11 protein-coding genes and 1 pseudogene are annotated in these 17,049 nt (G+C 71.9%); 5 read left to right on the top strand and 7 right to left on the bottom strand.

The window, feature by feature from the left end; translation table 11 throughout:
* Nucleotides 1-161: 161 nt before the first annotated feature.
* Nucleotides 162-4,100 (top strand): glycoside hydrolase family 2 TIM barrel-domain containing protein, encoded by a 3,939-nt coding sequence (locus AOK15_RS01340; RefSeq protein WP_055511796.1) that lies wholly within the window; start codon nt 162-164, stop codon nt 4,098-4,100.
* A 216-nt stretch (nt 4,101-4,316) separates the two neighbouring features.
* Here the strand turns inward: AOK15_RS01340 and AOK15_RS01335 are convergent, their stop codons facing one another.
* The 4 genes from AOK15_RS01335 to AOK15_RS44785 form a co-directional block, all read right to left on the bottom strand.
* Complete coding sequence (locus tag AOK15_RS01335; protein ID WP_055511795.1) at nt 4,317-4,913, bottom strand: hypothetical protein; 597 nt, start codon at nt 4,911-4,913, stop codon at nt 4,317-4,319.
* A gap of 108 nt (nt 4,914-5,021) precedes the next feature.
* Complete coding sequence (locus AOK15_RS01330) at nt 5,022-6,419, bottom strand: glycoside hydrolase family 43 protein (RefSeq protein WP_055511793.1); 1,398 nt, start codon at nt 6,417-6,419, stop codon at nt 5,022-5,024.
* On the bottom strand, nt 6,416-8,419 hold the full coding sequence (locus AOK15_RS01325; protein WP_055511791.1) for a ricin-type beta-trefoil lectin domain protein: 2,004 nt from the start codon (nt 8,417-8,419) through the stop codon (nt 6,416-6,418). Before AOK15_RS01325 ends, AOK15_RS01330 begins: the two co-directional genes overlap by 4 nt.
* 220 nt (nt 8,420-8,639) lie before the next feature.
* On the bottom strand, nt 8,640-8,777 hold the full coding sequence (locus AOK15_RS44785) for a hypothetical protein (protein WP_157870139.1): 138 nt from the start codon (nt 8,775-8,777) through the stop codon (nt 8,640-8,642).
* Between AOK15_RS44785 and AOK15_RS46395 the strand changes: the two are divergent.
* Nucleotides 8,716-9,054: pseudogene (locus tag AOK15_RS46395) on the top strand (DUF6174 domain-containing protein); the annotation flags it as partial. The gene AOK15_RS44785 and the pseudogene AOK15_RS46395 sit on opposite strands and share 62 nt — an antisense overlap.
* A gap of 99 nt (nt 9,055-9,153) precedes the next feature.
* Here the strand turns inward: AOK15_RS46395 and AOK15_RS01315 are convergent.
* Nucleotides 9,154-9,609 carry a hypothetical protein gene (locus AOK15_RS01315; protein WP_055511787.1) on the bottom strand — a complete coding sequence of 152 codons (456 nt, stop codon included), beginning with the start codon at nt 9,607-9,609 and terminating at the stop codon, nt 9,154-9,156.
* A gap of 87 nt (nt 9,610-9,696) precedes the next feature.
* On the bottom strand, nt 9,697-10,053 hold the full coding sequence (locus AOK15_RS01310) for a GtrA family protein (RefSeq protein WP_055511805.1): 357 nt from the start codon (nt 10,051-10,053) through the stop codon (nt 9,697-9,699).
* A gap of 343 nt (nt 10,054-10,396) precedes the next feature.
* Between AOK15_RS01310 and AOK15_RS01305 the strand changes: the two genes are divergently transcribed.
* Nucleotides 10,397-11,152 carry a hypothetical protein gene (locus tag AOK15_RS01305; protein ID WP_063798924.1) on the top strand — a complete coding sequence of 252 codons (756 nt, stop codon included), beginning with the start codon at nt 10,397-10,399 and terminating at the stop codon, nt 11,150-11,152.
* Nucleotides 11,153-11,231: 79 nt separating this feature from the next.
* Here AOK15_RS01305 and AOK15_RS01300 read toward each other — a convergent pair whose 3' ends face one another.
* Nucleotides 11,232-14,228, bottom strand: coding sequence for a helix-turn-helix transcriptional regulator (locus tag AOK15_RS01300; protein ID WP_055511802.1), 2,997 nt, complete (start codon nt 14,226-14,228; stop codon nt 11,232-11,234).
* A 164-nt stretch (nt 14,229-14,392) separates the two neighbouring features.
* Here AOK15_RS01300 and AOK15_RS01295 point away from each other — a divergent pair, with 164 nt between their 5' ends.
* Nucleotides 14,393-16,570, top strand: a complete 2,178-nt coding sequence (locus AOK15_RS01295; RefSeq protein ID WP_055511785.1) for a xanthine dehydrogenase family protein molybdopterin-binding subunit — start codon at nt 14,393-14,395, stop codon at nt 16,568-16,570.
* A gap of 21 nt (nt 16,571-16,591) precedes the next feature.
* Nucleotides 16,592-17,047 (top strand): (2Fe-2S)-binding protein, encoded by a 456-nt coding sequence (locus AOK15_RS01290; RefSeq protein WP_055511783.1) that lies wholly within the window; start codon nt 16,592-16,594, stop codon nt 17,045-17,047.
* Nucleotides 17,048-17,049: the final 2 nt, after the last annotated feature.

Here is a 17,049-nt window from a genome sequence, read left to right as displayed (position 1 = left end):
CGGCCCCACCCACCCCCAGGACCACACAAAGTCCGACAGACTCATTGCTCCACTTCTGTTCGAAGTCCTAATGTGAGCGCGGTTTTTCAACAACAACGGACAGCATCCGACGGTCCTCAGTACGCGCACTCCCCCAAGTCGTCACGAGGAAGGCCCCGGTCATGCAGCACCCGCACCCTGGCGCCCACGCGGACCCGGAGGGCGGCGCCGCCCTCCTCGCCGGCCTCGCCCTGCCCGACGGCATCGCCCGGGCCGCGGCCCGCACCGCGACGGCGGGGGCGGCCACCACCGCGGCCACCACCGCGGCGGTCACGGTCGACGGCACCGAGTGGAACGGCGACATCGCCCTGTTCCAGGTCGGCGCCGAACCGCCCCACACGACCCTCATGCCGTACGCGGACGTCAGACAGGCCCTCAAGGCCGACCGCACCGACTCCCCGTACCGTCTCAGCCTCGACGGCCGGTGGAAGTTCGCGTACGCGGACCGGCCGGACGACCGGGACGAGGACTTCTACCGCACCGACGTCGACGACAGCGGCTGGGACACCATCCCGGTGCCGTCCTGCTGGCAGAACCACGGTTACGACTTCCCGATCTACATCAACATCACCTACCCGTGGTGGGGCCCGAACGGTCTCGGCGAGGAGGCACAGCCACCGGCCGCGCCGACCCGGTACAACCCGATCGGGCAGTACCGGCGCCGGTTCACGCTCCCGAAGAACTGGACGGCGGACGGCCGCCGGACCTTCCTCCACTTCGAGGGCGTCAAGTCCGCGCACTACGTGTGGATCAACGGCGAACTGGTCGGCTACCACGAGGACTCGTACGACCCGGCCGAGTACGACATCACCCCGCATCTGAAGCCGGGGACCAACCAGATCGCCGTCGAGGTGTACCGCTACTCGGACGGCGACTGGCTGGAGGACCAGGACATGATCCGGCTGAGCGGCATCTTCCGCTCGGTCTACCTCTTCAACACCCCGGCCGTGCACCTGCGCGACTTCAAGCTGGACACCCCGGTCCGCGACGGCTACAAGGCCGCCGACCTGTCGGTCACAGCGAGCGTCCGCGCCTACGGAAAGGGCGCCGGCAAGGGCGCGTACTCCGTGGAGACGCAGCTCTACGACGCGCGCGGGCACGCCGTCTGGTCGCGGCCCCTCGTCCGGTCCGTCGACCTGTCCGCGGCCCCGGCCGGCGAGGACGTGACCGTCAGCGCGAGCAAGGCGGTGCCGCACCCGGTGCTCTGGTCGGCCGAGCGTCCGACCCTCTACACGGCGGTGCTGCGGCTGCGGGACGCGCGCGGCAAGGTCGTCGAGACGCTGTCGCACCGCGTCGGTCTGCGCGAGTTCGCCCTGAAGGACGGGCTGATGCGGATCAACGGGAAGCCGGTGTCGTTCCGGGGCACCAACCGGCACGAGATGCACCCGGACCGGGGCATGGCGCTGACCCGCGCCGACATGGAGCGGGACATGCGGCTCGCCAAGCGGTTGAACATCAACACGATCCGCACGTCGCACTACCCCAACAACCCGCTGTGGCTGGAGCTGGCCGACGAGTACGGGCTGTACCTCGTCGACGAGACGAACCTGGAGACGCACGGCATCCGCGACCAGTACCCGGGCAACCACGCCGACTGGACGAAGGCGTGCGTGGCCCGCGCCCAGGCCATGGTGCACCGCGACAAGAACCACGCCTCGGTCGTCATCTGGTCCCTCGGCAACGAGGCGGGCGGCGGCAGCACCTTCGTCGCCATGCACGACTGGATCCGTTCCTACGACCCGACGCGCGTCGTCCAGTACGAGGGCGACGACCGGCCGACGATCAGCCAGATCAGGTCGGAGATGTACGACAGCCCGCAGCGGGTCGAGCAGCGCGCGAAGGACACCTCGGACACCCGCCCGTACGTGATGATCGAGTACTCGCACTCCATGGGGAACTCGACCGGCAACTTCAAGAAGTACTGGGACCTCGTACGCCGCTACGACGTCCTCCAGGGCGGCTGGATCTGGGACTTCATCGACCAGTCGCTGACGACGCCGGTACCGGTGCGGAAGATCTTCACGGACTCCGGGCCGAACGGGCTGAAGGGCGAACTCCTCACCGCCGCCGGGCGCTTCGACCGCGACAAGGGCGTCTTCGGCGCGACCGCCTTCGCGCGTGACCCGTCCGTGGACCTGACGGGGTCGCTGACCTTGGAGGCGTGGTTCACCCCGCACGTCCCCTTCAGCCACCAGCCGATCCTCGCCAAGGGCGACACGCAGTACGCGCTGAAGCAGACGAACCGGAGCGTCGAGTTCTTCATCCACGGCGGCGGCCAGTGGGTCAGCGCGAGCTGGAACGTGCCGGACGAGGGCTGGACCGGGCGCGAGCACCATGTCGCGGGCGTCTTCGACGCCGAGGCCGGTTCCCTCACCCTGTACGTCGACGGCGAGGCGAAGGCGACCCGCACCACCACGCGGCGCCCCAGCAGCAACACCGCGCCGCTGTCGCTCGCCACCGACATCGACAACCCGACGCGGGAGTTCAACGGGACGATACGGCGGGCGCGGGTGTACGCGCGGGCGCTGAGCGCGACGGAGCTGGCTTCCGACGGGCGGGGCCCGGGGGACGACGGGGTGCGCTTCTGGTTCGACGCGGCCACCGTGAAGGTGACGGAGAGGAAGCCGAAGGAGCGCACGTTCCTCGCGTACGGCGGTGACTGGGGCGACAACCCCAATGACGGCGCCTTCGTCGCGGACGGCATCCTCACCGCCGACCGCCGCCTCACCGGCAAGTCCGCCGAGGTCAAGCAGATCTACCAGGCCATCCAGGCGGCCCCGGCGTCCGGCTCCACCCTCGCGCAGGGCGCGGCGGTCACCCTCACCAACGAGAACCTGTTCACCGACCTGCGGGCCTACGACGGCCACTGGTCGCTGGTGGCCGACGGCGAGGTGGTCCAGCGCGGCCGTCTGACCCGCGCCCAGCTGAACGTCGCCCCGCTCTCCTCGAAGGACATCAAGGTCCCCTTCCGGCTGCCCGCCTCTCCCGCCCCCGGCACGGAGTACTTCCTCCAGCTCTCCTTCACCACCAGGGAACGCACCCCCTGGGCGAAGGCGGGCTTCGAGGTGGCCAAGCAGCAGCTGCCCGTCAAGGCCGCGGTCCCCGCGGTGAAGCCCACCCGGCTGGCGAGCGTGCCGGCCCTCCGCCACGAGGAGACGGCTGGGAAGGTCACCGTCAGGGGCCGGAACTTCTCCGTGACCGTCGACAAGGCGGACGGCCTGCTCACCTCGTACGAGGCGCACGGCGTCCGGCTCCTCGACTCCGGGGCCGTGCCGAACTTCTGGCGGGCGCCGACGGACAACGACCGGGGCAACGGCCACCACACCCGCAACCAGACCTGGCGGGACGCGGGCGCCCGGCGCAAGGTGACGGACGTGTCGGTACGGGTCCTCGGCGCCGACAGGGCCGTCCAGGTGAAGGTCGGCGGTACCCTGCCGACGGCCACCGAGTCGACGTACACGACCACGTACACGGTGTTCGGGAACGGGGAGATCAAGGTCGACAACACCCTGCACCCGGGGGCGTCGTCCCTGCCGTACATCCCGGAGGTGGGCACCCTGCTCCTGCTGCCCCGCAGGCTGGACCGGCTGCACTACTACGGCCGGGGGCCGGAGGAGAACCACTGGGACCGCAACGACGCCACCGACGTCGGCCGCTACTCGGGTTCGGTCGCCGGGCAGTGGACGCCGTACATCCGCCCCCAGGAGAACGGCAACAAGACGGACGTCCGCTGGGCCGCGCTCACCGACCGCGGCGGTGCCGGCCTCCTCGTCTCCGCCGAGCCCGGCTCCCTGCTGGAGGTCAACGCGTCGCACTTCACCCCGGAGGACCTCTCCTCCGGTGTCCGCCACGACTACCAGCTGACGCCCCGTGACGCCGTCGTCCTGCGCGTCAACCACCGCCAGATGGGGGTGGGCGGCGACAACAGCTGGGGCGCCCACACGCACGACGAGTACAAGCTGTTCGCCGACCGCGACTACACCTACACCTACCGGCTGCGGCCGCTGCGGGACGTGGACGCGGCGACGGTGGCCGCGCGGAAGTGGACGGCCACCGAGTAGAAGGGCCCTGAACGGCACGAACCCCGTCCCGCTGACCGCGGGACGGGGTTCGAAGTGGAGCGCCGGGCAGGCCTTGCACCTGCATTTCCCCACAGGAAGTGGGGCGTCTTTCCTTAGACGACCAACGCATTGAGTGCTTCCCGGTGTTCCGGTGAGCGGCTCGTGGTCAACCATAGCGGATCTTCGCGGGACCCGCGAACCGGTGATCGAGCGCGCTCAGAGCAGCTCCGCCTGGGGCGCGTACTCCACCCTGATGTACTTGGCGTTCCGCTCGCCGAAGGCGGCCCGGAGGATGGGTTCGGCCGTCTCGGGGTCGTCGACACCGACGAGGACGTGGCCCCTGCCGTCCTGGCCGACCTCGCGGAGCTGGAAGGTGCCGTCCCAGCGGCTCATGTCCTCGCTGATCCGGTCGGCGAGGGCGTCGATGTCCCCCGCGTTGATGTCCGTGTCGTGCAGCCGGACGGTGACGCCCTTCTCGGCGGTCCCGCAGACGGCGGCGTCGAAGGAAGCGGAGGGCATGCGGTAGATGCTCACACCGGAGCCCTCCTCGTCGACCTCCATACCGGTGAAGGTGTCGGCGTAGCGGCCGTAGGCGATCTTGTCCACGTGGTTGAGCGTCCGCTGCAACGGGGTGTCCTCCGGGCTGCCGAGGCCCGCGAGGCTGCCCTTCGGCCGGGTTCCCTCGCACACCGTCGCCGGCGACGACACGTCCGCCACCGTCTGCGCCCCCGAGCTCGACCCCTGGAGTGCCGCCAGCGCGAGCACCGCACCGGCCGCGGCCGTACCCACGCGCGCCCTCGTCCGCCTGTCCATACGTCCCTCCGGCCCCCGGGCGGCCGCCCGCGCGGCCGCTGTCCCCACTGGGACGGGGGAAGCGGCCGAAACGTTCGGCGCACCGGGGGCGAGGTGGGTGCCGACGGCTCAGTAGCCGACCCGGAACGTCGCGTCCGCGCGTTCCGCCGCCGTGGAGACCGGGTCGATCCGCAGGGCGTAGTCGAAGTGCCGGATGTAGCGCGTCGGGAAGTTGTACGACCGGAACGAGGACCAGGTGGAGTCCGCGAGTCCGGCGGTACGGACGAAGGTGGCGTCGGCGGCGAACGTGGAGGTGCCGTCGTTCGTGTCGAGCCGCAGGGCGTAGTTGTAGTGCCGCAGATAGCGGGTGGGGAGGTTGACGGACTGGAAGGAGACGCCGGAGGAGTCGGCCAGGCCGGGGACCAGCTTCCACTGGGAGTCGGGGAACGGGTCGAAGGGGTACTCGTCGATCCGGGCCGCGTAGTTGCTGTGCCGGACGTAACGGGCCGGGTAGTTGTAGGACTTGAGCCGGTTCCAGGCGGGGGTGCCCCACTTGGCGAGCAGGTTGGAGTACTCGGTCGAGGTGATCGGGTGGATGCCGCAGTGCTTGGAGTTGAGCGGCTGGGTGTACAGCTTCTGGTCGAGGGCCGTCCAGGTGCCGGACGCGAGGTCGGTGGACTGCCAGACGTAGAAGACGCCGTTGGGGGTGTAGGTGTCGCCCCACAGGTACCAGGCGTTGGAGGTCAGTGACTTCACGACCGTCGGCGCCTCGGTGCCGCCGTGGGCGACCGGGGTGCTGAACGGAGTGAAGCTGCCCGGGTTCAGGGACGTCGAGCGGGCTCCGACGAGCTGCTGGTTCCTCTTGTAGTAGAGGTAGTTGACGCCGTTCACGTCCTTGGCCAGGGTGCCGTCGATGATGTCGTAGCCCGGGTCGAAGAAGACCTGGGGGTCGGTGGTGGTGCTGAAGTCGGTCGTGTAGCTGACCATGATCACGTTGTGGCCGCTGCTGTTCACCGACGAGTAGAGGATGCCGTACCGGCCGCGACCGGGGTCCCAGAACGCCTCCGGTGCCCAGCTGTGGGTGCCGGTCATGTCGTGCAGCTTCAGCAGCCGGTAGCCGGTGAAGGTGCGCAGGTCGGTGGAGTCCCAGACGTGGATGTTGACGCTGTCGTGGTTCCAGTCGGTGCCGTTGAGGTCGGTGGCCAGGACGACGAAGGTGCCGTCCTGCTTGCGCATCACGAAGGGGTCGCGCAGACCGCCGGCGCCGAGGGTCGGGGTGACCACGGGGGCGTTCTGGTTGAGCGGCGTCCAGTTCAGCCCGTCCTGGCTGACGGCCAGGTGCAGCCCGTAGTTGGCCTCCAGCATGGTGGTGGACTCGGTGAAGTAGACCATGACGTACGCCGAGTCGGCGGCGTGCGCGGTGCCCGCGCCGAGCGTCAGCGCGCCCGTCGCGGCCAGCGGGACGGTCGCCGCCGCGCCGAGGAACGTCCGGCGGGACAGCCCGGTGCCGTGGTTCGTGTCGCTCACGTCAGGCTCCACTTCTGGTTGTTCTGACCGTTGCAGGACCACAGCACGAGCTTCGTGCCGTTGGTGGTGGCCGCCTGGTAGGCGTCCAGGCAGAGCCCGGCGTTGACGTTGGTGATCGTGCCGTCGGCGTTGACGTTCCACTTCTGGTTGCTGCCGCCGGTGCAGTCCCAGATGACGACGCGGGTGCCGTTGGTGGTGCCGCGGTTGTAGGCGTCGAGGCACTTGTTGCCGTACACCACCAGCTCCTTGCGGGTGCTGTGGTACGACCACTGCTGGTTGAGGCCGCCGTTGCAGGTCCACAGCTGGGCGTCGGTGCCGTTGGTGATGGTGTTGTCGTTGATGTCCGCGCAGCGGCCGGACTGGGTGCCGGTGACGAGGGTGGCGTCGGTGCCGGGCAGGGGTCGGACGACGATGCCTTCGAGCGTGGGGGCGCCCGAGAAGGCGATCGTGTTGGCGGCGCCCTTGGTGAGGCCGACCTGCACGGAGACGCTGCCGGGGGTGGAGCCGGTCGGCGGGAAGGAGACCTTCGTCGGGGTCTGGCCGTTGACCGTGAGGGTGCCGACGCGGGCCGTGGACGAGGTGTTGGTGTAGGAGACGTCGACGGTCTTCAGGCCGGTGCTGCCGGCGCCGACCCCGGAGAAGCTCGCTGTGCCGTTGTAGGTGGCCGCGGGCTGCTCGGTGCCCCCGGTGACCGTGAGCATGACGGAGCCGCCCGCGGGGACGCCGGTGGTGTAGCCGGTGCCGGGGGTGCCGACGTTCTGCCGCGCCCACAGGTCGCGCACGGTCGCGGCGGCGTTCGTCAGACCCAGGTCGGACCAGCGGACCGTCATGTTCTGCGTGGTGGACGTGCGGTTGAGCAGGACGACGGCGCGGTTGCCGGTGCCGGAGAGGACCTTGCCGTACACCTGGAGGCCGGAGGTGTCCTCGGCGACCTTGACGCCCTGGAGGCCGCGCCGGTCCTGGTCGACGGCGATGACCTCGGGGTTGGTCAGGACGCTTCTGGTGTCGGCGGACATGGTGGTGAGGTCGAGGCCGGTGAGCAGCGGGGCGCCGGAGATCGCCCACAGGTTCATGTGGGAGCGGTTCTGGGCGGCGGTCAGGCCGTTCATGCCGGTGACCATCATGTCGGCGTCGTTGTAGTAGCCGGTGTGCTGGGCGGTGGGGTGGATGTTGCGGTCGAACGCGGTGAGGACGTTGCCGTACGACGGGGTCCCGCCGTGGAAGAAGATGTCGGTGTTGGTGCGCCACATCGGGCCCATGCCCGGCGCCCAGTTCCAGGGGTTGGAGTAGCCCCAGTTGCACAGGGAGAGGGCGAGCGGACGGCCGGTGGTGGCGGTGGCCTGCGTCACGGCGTCGCTGATCGCCTGGTAGGTGGTCTTCGGGTCGAGGCCCTCAGCGTCGCCGCCGCACCAGTCGACCTTCACGAAGTCGAAGCCCCAGCGGGAGAACTGGGTCATGTCCTGGACGTAGTGGCCCTCGCTGCCGCTGCCGGGCGCGGCGGGGCGTCCGGTCGGGAAGTAGTAGCCGCAGCCGTCCTTGCCGGCGTCGGTGTAGATACCGGCCTTGAGGCCCTTGCTGTGGATGTAGTCGGCGATGGCCTTCATGCCGCCGGGCCATTCGGCCTCGTCGACCGTGATGTTGCCCGCGCTGTCGCGGGTGCCCTGCCACCAGCCCTCGTCGATGTTGATGTAGTCGTATCCGGCCTCCGGCAGCCCGGCGGCGACGAACGCGTCGACCTGCTTCTTGATGACGTTGTAGTCCACCTTGGCGGCGAACGCGTTCCAGGAGGCCCAGCCCATCGGGGCTGCGGGGACGGCCATCTGACGGTCGGTCACGGCGACGGGCCGTGCGTCGAGCGGGGTGGCCGGGTGCGGCGTCCGACCCGGCTGGGCGAAGAGCAGGGCCGCCGTGGCGGTGGTCGCGAGGGCGAGGGCGCGGACGGCCGCGGATCTGCAACGGCGCCTGAATCCGGGGGAGTCGGCGCGGGGGGCGGGGGACATGCGGCTCCTTCGATGGATATCCGGGGGGTCGATATCTCGAACAAGGATCGGCGTGCCGAACGTTTCGGCTGGCCGAAAGTAGAGCCGGACGGGGTGGAAGTCAACGGGTGGGACAGAACACGACGATGGGGCGCCGGCAGCGGCCACGGTGCCCGATTCCCGCACCGGGGGCGGCCCTCGCGAACGTTTCCCGCCCCCGGCCCGTCACAGGGGGACCGCCTCACCGAGGCGACTCACCAAGGAGGCTCTCCATGTCGAAGACACGTATCAGCACGCCGGTCGCCGCCGTCCTGGCCGTGGCGGTGTCGGGGGTGGTGGCGGGGTGCGGGAGCGAGTCGCCCTCGGGGACGGCGTCCACGCGGCCGACGTGGCGGGAGCCCGCCTCCTACACGTACACGCTCACGTCGAGCGAGGGCGAGCGGTCCCTGCTCGGGACGTTCGAGGTGACCGTGCGGGACGGGAACGTGACCAAGGCCGTCGGGACCGACGAGGACTCACGGCGTGTGGCACGGGAGGCGGACGGCCGGATGCCGACCATCGGGGACCTGCTGGCGGAGGCGGACGCGGCCAGGGGCGAGGACGCCGACCGGGTGGACGTGGACCGCGCGGCGGACGGCCGGCCCACGCGTATCTCCCTGGACTGGGACGAGGACGCGATCGACGACGAGGCGGTGTACGACATCAGCGACTACCGGCCTCGAACGGGCCCGGCCGGGACGGCCGGTGAGCCGCGGTCAGGACGCGCTCGGACCCGCGCCGCCCGTCCTGCCGTAGGTGCTCAGGTCCTGGACGGAGCCGCCGACCTTCTTCCGCAGCGGCTCCAGCACCTCCTCCTTCGCGGAGATGACCCAGCGCGGGCCGACCAGCTTCTTGCCGCCGTATATGGAGGCGGAGTCCAGCCAGACCTGGAGGAGTTCCTCCTTGGGGAACGTGGTGATGAGGTAGTCGCCGGCCTTGGTGTGGCAGACGCCCTCACGGAGCTCCTCCGCCTCGGTGCGGATCTTGACGTCGCAGCCGGTGAGCGAGGCCAGCACCTCGACCTTGGCGGGGGCCACGATCTCGGCCACCCTGCTGGTGTCGTCCCCCTTCTTGGCGGACCCGTCCCCGTCACCGCCGCCGCACCCCGCCACCAGGGGCAGCACCGCCAGACCGGCCGCCAGCGTGACTCCGCGCGTCAGCTTCCTCACCACGTGCCGTACTCCGTTCCGCGTGCTCGGTACCGGTCTGCTTCGTGCCGCGTGGGCTCCCGTTCCGTACGTACGCGGGCGCCGGAATGCTCAGCGCGGGCCCGGCGACATGATGGTGCGGGAGACCAGGAACGTCACCGGGACCGCCACCCCGGAGACGAGGAGCGGGGCAAGGCGATGGCCCTGGTGGAGCACGTCCACGACGACATAGACGCCCGCGGTGGTGATCAGGAAGTTCGTGGCGTTGCCCAGCGGGAAGAGCAGGAACTTCCGGAGCGTCGGGCGGGTGCGATACGTGAACCGGGCGTTGAGGAAGAAGGAGCCCGTCATGCTGAGCGCGAAGGCGACCAGGTGGGCGGCCAGATAGGGGACGACGGCCAGGAGCAGCAGGTAGAGGCCGTAGTAAGTGGCCGTGTTGATCACGCCGATCACGACGAAGGTGAGCAGCTGCGCCGCGAGCGGTCGCGGCGCCCGCGCCGGCCGGACGGGGCGCGCCTCGGGGGACGCCGTCGCGCCCGCCCGCACGGGTGGCGCAGCGTGGGTCACGGGACCCGGTCCTCGGTCGTGCTGCACGGCTGGGGCCCTCCGTCGGAGCGTCTGTCGTGCCGGTGCCCCGGCGGTGGAGTCCACCGTGACACCGCGCCGGTGTCGACGCGTACTACATCAGGGCCGGACAGACAGCCGTTTCGGGTGATTTCCCTCTCATCGCCCGGTTCCGCCGGGACGGTTGGGGCCCGAGCTGTCCGCCGGGCCTCGGCGGACGGACGACCGATGTGGGGGTACCACGCACGTGCGCATCCGTTCCATGGCCGCCGTCCTCACCGGCGCCCTGACCCTGTCGGCCCTCCTGACGCCGGCTACCCACGCCGCCGGTTACGGGGACACGACGATCACCGATGTCGTCGTCGACGGCGGGGCCGAACTCGCCCTCGGGCCCACCGCTCCGAAGACCTTCAAGGTGAGCGTCACGGCGCGGGACGATTCCGGGATCAAGGAGATGAAGCTGCGAGTGACGCTGTCGGGCTACGTCTACAGGTCGTCGGACCGCGGTCTCACCTGCACCGCCAAGACCGCCACGACCTCCACCTGCACCGGCTCCTGGACGGTCGACACGAGCAACGTCTCCAGCAACGACGCGGCCGACGACCACTGGTACGTCGAGACCAATGTGACCGCCAAGGACGGGGACTGGTTCGACACGGACCGGGCCGGCACCTTCACCGTGCGCCGGCTCGCCAGGCTGACGGCCGACGCGGGCCCCGAGCCGGTGGGGAGGAACGCGTCGCTCACCGTGACCGGCAGGCTGAGCCGCGCCGACTGGGCCACCGGCACGTACGCGGGATACGCCTCCCAGCCGGTGCAGTTGCAGTTCCGCAGGCAGGGCACCAGCACCTACACCACGGTCAAGACGGTGAAGACCGGAAGCGGCGGCGCCCTGCGAGCCACCACCAGGGCCGGCGCCGACGGCTCCTACCGCTTCGTCTTCGCCGGCACCACCACGACCGGCTCCGCGACGGCGCCCGGCGACCACGTCGACGTCAGGTAGACGGCCGAACCCGGCCCGGACCGCGGTGGCCGGTGCGTACCGGGGCGCACCGGGCACCGCCCGGGACACCCGGCGGGTCTCAGTCCTGCTCCGCGCGGGCGTCCCCGAAACGGCTCCCGGAGCGGCGGCGCGCCATCAGCGCGGCCAGAGCCGTACGCGAGGAGACCCCCGTCTTGCGGAAGACGCGGGAGACATGGGTCTCCACGGTGCGCCGGCTGACGTAGAGCCGGTCCGCGATGGCCCGGCTGGTGAGCCCCTGCGCCACCAGCTCGGCGATCTCCAGCTCCCGGGCGGTCAGGGTGGCCAGCAGCTCGGCGAGTTCGGCGCGGTCCGGGGAACCGTACGGCGCCTCGGGGCCGCGGCCGGGCGGACGGGTGGCGTCGGCGAGGCCGACCAGCAGACCGCTGCCGCCGGCCTCGGCGATCCGGCGCCCCCTCAGCCAGGCCCGCCCACCGGCCCGGCCCCGGCCCGCCGTCGCTTCCAGCGGGGCGCCGAGCAGCAGCGAGTGGGCCTCCCAGAAGGCCGCGCCGCAGCGGGCGCTCTCCGCCGCGGCCTCCGCGAACAGGTCCGCCGCGGCGGCCGTGTCCCCCTGCGCCAGCGGCAGATGGGCGGTGCTGCGCAGCGCCGACGCCCTCTGCATCGGCAGCCCCAGCTGTTCCGCCTCCTTGCGCGCCCGCTCGGCCCAGCCGCGGGCCTCCTCCGGCCTCCCCGTCACCAGCGCGGACGTCACCAGGATCTCCAGGTACAGCGGTCGCATCGAGGGCTGCATGCGCTGTAGTTCGGGCCCGCCCGCCCGGAGCATCGCGTCCCGCGCGCGCACCGGGTCGCCGGCCATCAGCGCGGCCCAGCCGAAGATGCACCAGGCCGTGGAGGCCCACCAGTCGACCCCGGTGCCGGCCGCGGCCACCGCCTCCTCGGCGACGGCGAGCGGACGCGGATCGCCGGGCGGGCAGGCGGCGACGAGGGCCGCCGCCTTGCTCGCCAGGACGAACGCCAGCAACTGGTCGCTGCCGATGCCGCGGGCGATGTCCTCGGCCCGGTCGGCGAGTTCCAGCGCCGAGGAGATCCGGCAGGTCTGGACCCGGACATGGGACAGGCACAGCAGCAGATGGGGCACGACGTAGAGCTGGCCGCTGCGGCGGGCGATGGCGAGGCCGCGCTCCGCGTGCCGCTCGGCGTCCGGGTAGTGCTCCAGGAACGCCTCCGCCCAGCCGAGCCGGGCAAGGGGTTCGCACAGCGCGGTGAGGTCGTTGTCCGGCAGGGAGTCGACCAGGGCGGCGGCCTGCCGGGCGAGCCCGTGCGCCGCGCTCATGTTTCCCTCGTACGCCTCTCCCAGGGCGGCGACGGCGAGGACGCCCGCCTCCCCGACCTCGTCCCCCGTGGACCGGGCCGCCGTGAGCGCCGCCTCGACCTCGTCGCGCACCCGGGTGTACGAGGTGTCGCTGTGCTCGGGCGCCGCCGAGCCGAGCTCCAGGCCGAGCCGGACCACATCGGCGGGCGCGGGGTCGCGGGCCAGTTCGCGGCGCAGCAGCGCGACGGCCTCGGTGCAACGCCCCAGATGACGCTCCACCAGCGCACACAGGACGACCGCGCGCACCCGCAGCCCCCGGTCCTCGTCGGTGGCCGGGGAGGCGGCTGATCGGCGCGGGGTGGCGATCAGCTCCTGGAGCAGGTCGCGGCTCTCACGCAGACCACCGCACGCGGCCAGGGCGCGGGCCCGCCGAAGCATCAACTTACGTCTGCACGGCGCGTGTTCGGGAGTGTGCGGGAGGTGGCGGAGTGCCACGTCGAGCCAGTGGGCGCAGCTCGCCGGGGCCGTCCGGGCGGTGCGTGCGGCGGCCTCGACGAGCACGGCCACCGCCTCCGGGTCCCAGGCGGTCAGTGACTGTTCCACATGGTGGGCCCGCTCGGCGGCGGAGGCGCCCGAGCGCGCCAGTTCCCGCGCGGCGAGCCGGTGGATCTCCACGCGCCTGAGGTAGGGCGTGCTCTCGTGGACGAGGGTCCGCACCACCGGATGCCGCAGGGTCAGCAGACCCTGCGGGCCGGAACGCAGCAGGTCGCGGCGGGTGAGGGCGTGGACATCGGCGGTGAGGGCGGTGCCGGAGCGGCCGGTCACCCGGCCGACCATCGCCGGGGTGGCGTGCTCGCCCAGGACCGCCACGGCCTCGACGACGCCGCGCCGGGCAGGGGAGAGCACGGTCAGTTCGTCCAGCAGCAGCGTGCCGAGCCCGGGCGGCGCGGAGGACTCGGGCGCCGTACCCCCGCGGTGGGCCTGGAGGAGGGTCAGGAAGTAGAACGGGTTGCCCTCGCTCGTCGCGTGCAGCGCGGCCGTCTCAGCGGGCGGCAGGGCGGGCCCGGCCAGTTCGGCGCAGTCGCGTGCGCTCAGCGGACCGAGGGCGAGCCGGACGACCGTGCCGGTGTCGAGCTCCCGGGTGAGCCTGGCGGCGAGGGACTCGGGGCCCTGGCGGTCCCGGCGCGTCACGGCCAGGACCACGGGGGCGTGCACGGGATGGCGTACGAGATGGTCCAGCAGCTCCAGGGACGCCGGGTCCGCCCAGTGCAGGTCGTCGAGGGCCAGCAGCAGACCGGACGGTGCGGCGAGCCGGGCCAGCAGGGCGGCGGTGGAGCGGTGCAGGGCGAAGCGGTCGACGGCGTCGCCCCGCTGGAGGAGCGGCGCCACCGCGTCGGGGTCCTCGAAGCCGTCCAGGGCGTGCGGGTCGAGGTGGGCGAGCGCGTCGGTGAACACCTGGAACGGCACCTGCCGCTCGTACTCCGTGGCCCTGCCGCGCAGGACCGTCATGCCGCGCCGGTGCGCCCGCGCGCACACCTCGCCCAGCAGCCGGCTCTTGCCGATGCCGGCCTCACCGGTGATGTCGACGAGCCGGGAACGGCCCCCGTCACAGGGCTCCCCACCTCCCGTCGTGCCACGGGATCCCCCGCCTCCCGTCGTGCCACGGGATCCCCCGCCTCCCGTCGTGTCACGGGACCCGCCGCCGCTCGCCGTGCCGCGCGCGCCGGCCGCCGCGCGGTCGAGCAGCGCGTCGAACCGGGCCAGTTCGACGGAGCGGCCCAGCAGCGGAGCCCCGCCACCGCCAACTACCGTGTCCGCACTCACAGTTGCCCCCTGACTTCACATTCCCCTCACATGTCATTCTCTCCTGGTGATCGTCAGGCAACCCCGGAGGGCGCCGGGCCCTCATACCTGTCGAAGCGTCGGAATATTCGCGAAGGAGCGTTCCGTTGGCTCGTCAGTTGTCGCGCCGGAAGTTCGTCGTGTACTCGCTCGCGGCGTCCACGCTCACCGTCGCCGCGCCGCTCGGCTGCGACGCGACGACGGCGGAAGGCGCCGAGGCCGCCGCTTCCGCCCTCCGTCGGCCGTCCGACGTCCTGGTGACCGGAACCGACGAGGAGATGCTCGTCCTCGAGGTCACCAAGGCCAACAAGGTCGTGGTCCGGCTGCCCCGCGTCGAGGTCGGCCAGGGTGTCACGACCGCCGTCGCCATGATGATCGCCGAGGAACTGGACGCCCGGCTCGCCGACGTCGACATCCCGCTCGCCGACGCCCGCACCAAGGGCAACCAGTTCACCGGCGGTTCCAGCTCGGTGAGTTCGCTGTACGGCCCGGCCCGCGAGCTGGCCGCCCTGGCGCGCGCCAAGCTGGTGACCGCCGCGGCCAGGCGCTGGAGGCTTCCCGCGCGGACCTTGAAGACCCGGAACACGAAGGTGGTCGCGCCGGACGGCCGCTCGGCCACGTTCGGGTCACTGACCGCGAGCGCCGCCCGGATCACCCGGCCGGCTGTGTCGAGCCGACCCAAGCCGGCGTCCAAGCACCGGGTGATCGGGAAGGCGACGACCCGGATCGACGCCCGCGACATCGTCATGGGCAAGGCCGTGTACGCCGGTGACCTGACGGTGGCCGGGGCGAAGCCGACCGTGGTGGCCCGGCCGCCGACGCTCGGCGGGAAGGCCGTCTCGGTCGACTCCCGGGCCGCGCGGGCCATGCCGGGCGTCCACGCGGTCGTCGAGATCGCCGGAGGGGTCGCCGTGGTCGCGGACACCTTCCACCACGCCTTCACGGCGAGGGACGCCCTGCGGATCACCTGGGCCCCGGGCCCGCTCGCGCCGCTCTCCGACGCCGCGATCCGCTCACGGCTGCGGGCCGCCGTCCCTCGGCTCGGCACCCCGCCGCGCGGCTCCACCCAGACGGAGGCCGAGTTCGAGTTCGCCTTCGTGAGCCACGCCCCGATGGAGGTGCTGACCGCGGTGGCGGACGTCCGCGCGACCCGCGCCGAGATCTGGTTCTCCTCCCAGACGCCGATGTACGCGCGGGACGACATCGCCTCGGCGATCGGGCTGCCCGAGTCGAAGGTCAAGGTCCATGTCGTACGCGGCGGCGGCTCCTTCGGCCGGAGACTCAACCACGACGCCGCGATCGAGGCGGCCCTCATCTCGAAGGCGGCCCGCCGACCCGTCAAGCTGATGTGGAGCCGCGCCGACGACCTCCAGCACGGCAGGATGCGCCCGGCCAGCCACCACCGGATCCGGGCCAGCCACGCACGCGGCCGCGTGGTGGCGTTCACCCATGCGATGGCCTCGGTGACCGAGGCGTTCGAGGCGCAGGGGTCGTCCGCGCAGGGGCTCTCCGCACAGGGAACGGCCGAGGGGCCCGGCCAAGGGCTCGCCCAGGGCCTGGTGACCCGGACCGCCGCCCGCGCCGCCGGTCCGCTGCCCAGCGGCAGCGGGCTGTACAACTTCGGCCGTGTCTCCGGGGATTCGGGCTCGGTCGAACTGGCGATGCCCCTCGGTGCCTGGCGGTCGGTGGACTCCGGCACGATGCGCACCGCGGAGGAGATCGTCGTCGACGAGGTCGCGAGGAGCCTGGGCAAGGACCCGGTCGCCTTCCGGCGCACCACCCTCAGGAACAAGGCCGTCAAAGCCGTGCTCGACAAGGTCGCGGACGCCGCTCACTGGGGCCGGACCTTGCCCGCCGGCCACGCGCAGGGCGTCGCCGTCCACGAGGAGTACGGCTCCCGCGTGGCCTGCCTCGTCGAGATCGACGCGGCCGACCCCGAGAACCCCCGCGTCACCAAGGTGGTGATGGCGGCCGACGTCGGAACGGCCGTCAACCCGCGCGGACTCGAGGCACAGCTCATGGGCGCTGCGATCGACGGCATCTCCACCGTCCTGCGGGCCGGCCTGCACATCGACGAGGGCGCCGTCCGCGAGAGCAGCTACGCCGACTTCGCGTACGCCCGCCAGCGGCACGCCCCGCTGCGGTTCGAGGCCCACATCATGCCCTCACGACGGGAACCGGGCGGGGCGGGCGAACTCGGCGTGCCCGCCGCGGCCGGCGCCGTCGCCAACGCCTACGCGCGGGCGACCGGCACCCGGCCCCGCCGTTTCCCCCTCAACTTCTGACCCGACTCCGAGAAGGTGCCGATGCCGTCCTACTCCTTCGTCCTCAACGGGAAACCGGTCACCGTCGAGGCCCCGTCCGACATGCCGCTGCTGTGGGTCCTGCGGGACATGCTGGAGGTCACCGGCCCCAAGTACGGCTGCGGCGTCGGCGTCTGCCGCGCCTGTACGAGCCACCTGGACGGCGAGGACGTCCAGCCCTGCGTCGTCCCGGTCGCGGACTGCGCGGGCCGCGAGGTCACCACGATCGAGGGGCTGGCGGACGGTGACGAGCTGCACCCCGTGCAGCGGGCATGGCTCGACCGCGACGTCGCGCAGTGCGGCTTCTGCCAGCCGGGCCAGATCATGGCCGCCGCGGCGCTGCTGAAGAAGACCACCCACCCGACCGACGCGGACATCGACCGCATCGAGAACGTCTGCCGCTGCGGCACGTACTGCCGGATCCGCGAGGCGATCAAGAAGGCCGCGGCGCAGGGCTGACG

The organism is Streptomyces ossamyceticus (assembly GCF_001418475.1).
GTDB lineage: Bacteria > Actinomycetota > Actinomycetes > Streptomycetales > Streptomycetaceae > Streptomyces > Streptomyces ossamyceticus.
Note: the sequence above shows the minus strand (reverse complement) of the source record. Positions and strands in the feature narration are given on the sequence as shown.

What these genes read in the sequence shown, in the direction of transcription:
- AOK15_RS01340 (WP_055511796.1), top strand. Translation starts at nt 162, where the DNA reads ATGCAGCACCCGCACCCTGGCGCCCACGCGGACCCGGAGGGCGGCGCC.
- AOK15_RS01335 (WP_055511795.1), bottom strand. Translation starts at nt 4,913, where the DNA reads ATGGACAGGCGGACGAGGGCGCGCGTGGGTACGGCCGCGGCCGGTGCG.
- AOK15_RS01325 (WP_055511791.1), bottom strand. Translation starts at nt 8,419, where the DNA reads ATGTCCCCCGCCCCCCGCGCCGACTCCCCCGGATTCAGGCGCCGTTGC.
- AOK15_RS01290 (WP_055511783.1), top strand. Translation starts at nt 16,592, where the DNA reads ATGCCGTCCTACTCCTTCGTCCTCAACGGGAAACCGGTCACCGTCGAG.